General features: G+C 54.1%; 4 protein-coding genes and 1 pseudogene. All 5 read right to left on the reverse strand.

The features are described from left to right. Positions 1–140 (reverse strand): GTP-binding protein (locus tag ACESNI_RS13435; protein WP_373085128.1); only part of this gene is annotated, 140 nt, incomplete at its 3' end. Between the two features lie 39 nt (positions 141–179). Next, on the reverse strand, positions 180–2,255 hold the full coding sequence (gene fusA, locus ACESNI_RS13440) for an elongation factor G (RefSeq protein WP_373087670.1): 2,076 nt from the start codon (positions 2,253–2,255) through the stop codon (positions 180–182). A 39-nt stretch (positions 2,256–2,294) separates the two neighbouring features. Continuing rightward, positions 2,295–2,765 (reverse strand): 30S ribosomal protein S7, encoded by a 471-nt coding sequence (rpsG, locus tag ACESNI_RS13445; RefSeq protein WP_373087672.1) that lies wholly within the window; start codon positions 2,763–2,765, stop codon positions 2,295–2,297. A 12-nt stretch (positions 2,766–2,777) separates the two neighbouring features. Next, positions 2,778–3,149: a 30S ribosomal protein S12 gene (gene rpsL / locus ACESNI_RS13450; RefSeq protein ID WP_161316330.1), complete on the reverse strand. Its 372-nt coding sequence runs from the start codon at positions 3,147–3,149 to the stop codon at positions 2,778–2,780. A 437-nt stretch (positions 3,150–3,586) separates the two neighbouring features. Continuing rightward, positions 3,587–6,123, reverse strand: a pseudogene (locus tag ACESNI_RS13455) (DNA-directed RNA polymerase subunit beta'); the annotation flags it as partial.

A 6,123-nucleotide genomic window follows, 5' to 3' on the forward strand; every position in this document is an offset into this window, starting at 1 on the left:
AACGCAAACGACTTCCCGCCGCTCGCTTCCGCAAGAACCTTCGTAATCGCCGCCGTCAACGTCGTCTTCCCATGGTCAACATGACCAATCGTCCCGATGTTGCAATGTGGTTTACTACGATCAAATTTCTCTTTGGCCATTGTATTTCTCCGTTCTCTCCGGCTGCCTCAGCTCTTACGTTACGCCAACTTCGCCAGAACTTCGTCTGATACGTGTTGTGGCACAGGTTCATAATGGTCGAACACCATGGAAAAGGTTGCCCGCCCTTGCGTCTGTGAACGAAGATTGTTCACATAGCCAAACATATTGGCAAGCGGGACCATGGCATTTACGGTTTGCGCGACACCGCGCTGTTCTGTTCCGGTCACCTGACCGCGGCGACTGTTCAAGTCCCCCATGACATCGCCAATATATTCATCCGGCGTCACGATTTCGACCTTCATCATCGGCTCTAGCAGACGAAGTCCGGCTTTGCGGGCAATTTCCCGCATGGCCGCGCGTCCAGCAATTTCAAAGGCCATAACCGAACTGTCGACATCATGATAGGCACCGTCAACCAGCTTGACATCGACATCAATCAACGGGAAGCCTGCCAGAACACCTGTTTCGATGATGTCCTTGACGCCTTTTTCAACACCGGGGATATATTCCTTTGGAACCGATCCGCCGGTAATTGAATCGCTAAAGGTGAAACCCGCGCCCGGCTCACCCGGCTGAACAACAAGCTTGATGCGAGCAAACTGGCCCGATCCGCCCGACTGCTTCTTATGGGTGTAGTCAAGCTCGGCCAGCTTCGTGATACTCTCACGGTATGCCACCTGCGGCGCGCCGATATTGGCTTCGACCCCAAACTCACGCTTCATGCGATCGACGATAATATCGAGATGCAATTCGCCCATGCCCTTGATGATCGTCTGACCACTTTCATGGTCCGTCGCGACACGGAAAGAGGGATCTTCCTTTGCCAGGCGGTTAAGGGCAACACCCATTTTCTCCTGGTCGGTTTTCGTCTTCGGCTCAACGGCAATCTCAATGACCGGTTCCGGGAATTCCATGCGCTCAAGAATGACCGGCTTGGCCGCGTCGCATAATGTATCGCCCGTTGTCGTATCTTTCAGGCCCGCAATCGCAACGATGTCGCCAGCGCGCGCCTCTTTCACATCTTCACGGCTGTTGGCATGCATCTGCAGCATACGGCCAACGCGCTCACGGCTGTTCTTGATCGAGTTCAGTGTCTGCGTTCCCGCTTCGAGAACACCGGAATACACACGGACGAATGTCAAGGAACCGACAAACGGGTCTGTCATGACCTTGAAGGCGAGACCGGAGAACGGTTCCGTGTCCAGCGGCATGCGGATGATATCTTCCTGCGTCTTGACATCAATCCCGTGCGTTCCGCCCACATCGGGAGGTGACGGCATGAAATCAACAACCGCGTCGAGAAGCGGCTGAACGCCCTTGTTCTTGAAGGCAGTTCCGGTCAAAACCGGCACGAACAATGCGGCCAGCGTACCCTTGCGAATGCAACGGCGCAGCGTGTCCTCGTCCGGCTCGGTGCCGTCCAGATAGGCCTCCAGGACTTCTTCGTCCGTTTCAATCGCTGTTTCCATCATCGCCATGCGGTATTCAGCGGCCTGCTTGGCGAGTTCTGGGCGAATATCGCGATACTCGAAGGAGGCGCCCATCTCTTCGCCGTTCCAGACAATTTCCTTCATCCGGACCAGATCGATAACGCCTTCGAAATCTCCCTCGGAGCCGATTGGCAATTGCAGGACGAGCGGCTTTGCGCCAAGGCGGGTTTTGAACATTTCCACGCATTTATAGAAATCCGCGCCCGTCCGATCCATCTTGTTGACGAAACACATGCGCGGCACGCGATATTTGTCAGCCTGACGCCAGACTGTTTCAGATTGCGGCTCAACACCGGCGACACCGTCAAAAACAGCAACCGCACCGTCGAGAACGCGCAGTGAGCGTTCAACTTCAATCGTGAAGTCAACCTGGCCCGGTGTATCAATGATGTTGATGCGGTGGTCTTTCCAGAAACAGGTCGTCGCAGCCGACGTGATCGTAATGCCGCGCTCCTGCTCCTGCTCCATCCAGTCCATGGTCGCCGCACCATCGTGCACCTCACCAATTTTGTGAGACACACCTGTGTAATACAGAATACGTTCCGTCGTCGTTGTTTTACCAGCGTCAATATGGGCCATAATGCCGATATTACGGTATCTTTCGATGGGCGTTGTGCGTGCCATTTCCGAAATCCTAGATCAAACTTGCGTAATTAACTGCTGTTACCAGCGATAGTGAGCAAAAGCGCGGTTCGCTTCAGCCATTTTATGTGTATCTTCGCGCTTTTTAACGGCGCCGCCCCGTTCGTTGGACGCATCCAGAAGCTCGCCGGACAGACGGTCAACCATGGTAACCTCTGACCGCTTGCGTGCACTTGCGATCAACCAGCGAATGGCCAGAGCCTGCCCCCGCTCTGAGCGAACCTCAACCGGCACCTGATAGGTTGCCCCACCAACACGACGGGAACGGACCTCGAGATCCGGCTTCACCTTGCTTAGCGCTTCATGAAAAACGTCAACTGGGCTGGAACCCGTCTTTTTTTCAATAATATCGAAGGCACCATAAACGATACCTTCGGCGGTTGACTTTTTCCCCGCAAACATGAGGGAGTTCATTAACTTTGTCAGAACAACATCCCCAAATTTTGCATCTGGGAGAACTTCGCGCTTTTCCGCTGCGTGACGACGTGACATCCGATTAATTCCTTACTTAGGCTTCTTCGCGCCATATTTGGAGCGGCGTTGGCGACGATCAGCAATACCCTGCGTATCCAGGACACCCCGAATGATATGATACCGAACACCCGGCAAGTCCTTGACACGACCACCGCGGATCAAGACAACCGAATGCTCCTGAAGGTTATGCCCCTCACCGGGGATATAACTTGTTACTTCAAACCCGTTAGTCAGCCGAACACGGGCGACTTTACGCAGAGCCGAGTTCGGCTTTTTTGGGGTTGTCGTATAAACTCTTGTGCAAACACCACGTTTCTGCGGGCACGCTTCCATAGCGGGCACTTTATTACGCGAAACCGGCGCCTTGCGGGGATTTCTAATCAGCTGATTAATAGTAGGCATTCTTCTTCCTATCATTCGTTACCGCAAACAGCACAGCCGCGCGCAGCTGCGGCTCTGCTCGCGGTCGAGATTTTTTGCGTCCACTCGAAAAGACTTAACACATGCGTATTTGACAAAATCCCAACGACGCACGGAAATATTAAGAAACACGACTGTTGTCAGGAGCGCGCAATATATGGGCGAGGCCCTGCCCAGTCAAGCAGAAAAGATTGCCTTTTCGTTAATCTTTTCGCGCCCCTGAATTTATACTTCCTATTCGCCGAAATCGGGGAAATTGAACGCTGGGCACAGGATCATATCCTCTTGCCCGGCCGTTACTTCAGGCGAATAATTGCCAGTTAACTGGAAACGGCACCCACATAAAGGTGCCGTCCCCTCTTTAATTTCGTCCATTAAACCGGTTTCCGCCTCCGCAAGAGACCGATTCTTAAGCGAAGTTACTCGCCCGCAGAGGTTTCCTCAACCACTTCCGGGTTGAGCATTTCAACCGGGGCTTCAGCATTCTCCTGCAGTTCACGGTCACGTCTTGCTGCCAGCAACTTCAGCCGGTTCATCTGGGCGCCTGTTCCCGCCGGGATCAGACGGCCAACGATGACATTTTCCTTCAGGCCCATCAGCGTATCCTTCTTGCCGGCCACTGACGCCTCTGTTAGAACCCGCGTCGTTTCCTGGAAGGATGCCGCCGAGATAAATGAGTTGGTCTGCAAGCTCGCCTTCGTGATACCGAGCAAGATTGGACTGCCGACCGCTGGCGCCTTGCCTGCCTTTTCGAGCTTGACATTATGCGCTTCAAACTCTTCGCGATCAACATGCTCCCCAAGGAGGAACGAGCTGTCACCCGAGCTTTCTATCTCGATCTTCTGCAGCATCTGGCGACAGATCACTTCAATATGCTTGTCGTTGATCTTCACGCCCTGCAGCCGGTAGACATCCTGGATTTCATTGATCAGGAAGTTGGCAAGCGCTTCAACACCAAGGACCTTCAGGATATCATGGGGCGCCGGATTACCATCTAGTAGGTAATCCCCGACACGGACATAATCTCCCTCATTGACGGACAGATGCTTACCCTTGGGAATAAGGTACTCGAACGGTTCAGCCCCCTCACCTTCCGGACGGATAGAGACCCGACGCTTGGACTTGTAATCCTTACCGAATTCGACATAGCCATCGATTTCCGCGATGATCGCATGGTCTTTCGGTCGACGGGCTTCAAACAATTCCGCAACACGGGGCAGACCACCGGTGATATCCTTGGTTTTCGATCCTTCCCGCGGAATACGCGCGAGGACGTCACCAGCCTGAACTTCAACACCATCCTCAACCGACAGGATGGCATCAACCGGTAGGAAGTAGCGGGCCTCATGGCCACTCGGCAAGGTAAGAAGCTCACCGTCCGTCGTCCGCAACGTGATGCGCGGTCGCAGGTCACTGCCCTTGGGCTGTGCTTTCCAGTCGACGACGATTTTACGCGTTATCCCTGTCGCTTCGTCAACCTGCTCGGCCATGGAGATACCACCGACCAGATCCTTGTAGCTGACGACACCCTCAAGTTCCGTAATCACGGGCGTGGTGAACGGATCCCATTGTGCAAGCCGGTCGCCCTTCTTGACGACAGACCCTTCATCGACCATCAACCGGGTACCATAGTTCACTCTATGGCGTGCCCGTTCGCGATTATTGTTGTCAACCAGAACCACTTCCGAGTTCCGGCCCATAACAATCGGATTACCACTGCTGTTGACCACGACATTGCGGTTTTCAATCCTGATCGTGCCTTCATGCGAGGCGTCAATGGAGGAGATTTCCGCCACCTGTGCCGTCCCGCCAATATGGAAGGTCCGCATGGTAAGCTGGGTTCCTGGCTCGCCAATTGACTGGGCGGCAATAACACCGACGGCCTCACCTATATTGACCGGTGTTCCGCGGGCCAGGTCACGTCCGTAACATTTTCCGCAGATACCGCCCTTGGTTTCACAGGTCAGAACCGAGCGGATCAACACCTGCTCCACACCTTCGGTTTCTGCCAGCAGGGACGATGCCTCGTCAAACATTTCACCGCCAGCGACGATCACGTCCCCGGTTACGGGATTGACAACGTCAACCGCTGCGGTCCGGCCAAGCAACCGGTCGCTCAAGGTGGCGATAATATCACTGCCCTCGACAACTTCCCGAACGGTCACGCCTTTTTCCGTGCCGCAGTCTTCCACAATCACAACACAATCCTGGGCGACATCGACGAGACGCCGGGTCAGATACCCGGAGTTGGCCGTTTTCAAGGCCGTATCGGCGAGTCCCTTTCGGGCACCATGGGTGGAGTTGAAATATTCAAGAACGCTGAGGCCCTCTTTAAAGTTCGAGATAATCGGCGTTTCGATGATTTCACCCGACGGCTTGGCCATCAGTCCGCGCATACCGGCAAGCTGCTTCATCTGTGCGGCCGAGCCACGAGCCCCAGAGTTCGCCATCATGAAGATGGAATTAATGCCGACCTGGCGATTATTCTCATCCATTTCCACGGCCTCAATGACTTTCATCATTTCATCGGCAACGCGATCCGTACACTGTGACCAGGCATCAATGACCTTGTTGTATTTCTCACCCTGAGTGATCAGGCCGTCATAATACTGGCGTTCGTATTCTTCCGCCAGCTTACGGGTGTCCTCGACCAGCTTGTCCTTTGACGCCGGAATGCGCATGTCATCCTTGCCGAAGGATATACCGGCGCGGCAGGCATGGGAAAACCCGAGGCCCATGATCCGGTCGGCAAAAATAACCGTCTCTTTCTGGCCGCAGTGACGGTAAACCTCGTCAATCACCTGCGTGATTTCCTTCTTCGTCAGAAGCCGGTTGATCAGATCAAAGCTGATTTTCGAATTCTTCGGCAGAATTTCTTCAATCAGCATCCGGCCCGGCGTGGTTTCGACAAGCTTGCGAATTTCCGTACCATCTTCCTGAACATACGCGATCTTGG

Origin of the sequence: Sneathiella sp. (assembly GCF_041689005.1) — a bacterium.
Classification (GTDB): Bacteria; Pseudomonadota; Alphaproteobacteria; order Sneathiellales; family Sneathiellaceae; genus Sneathiella.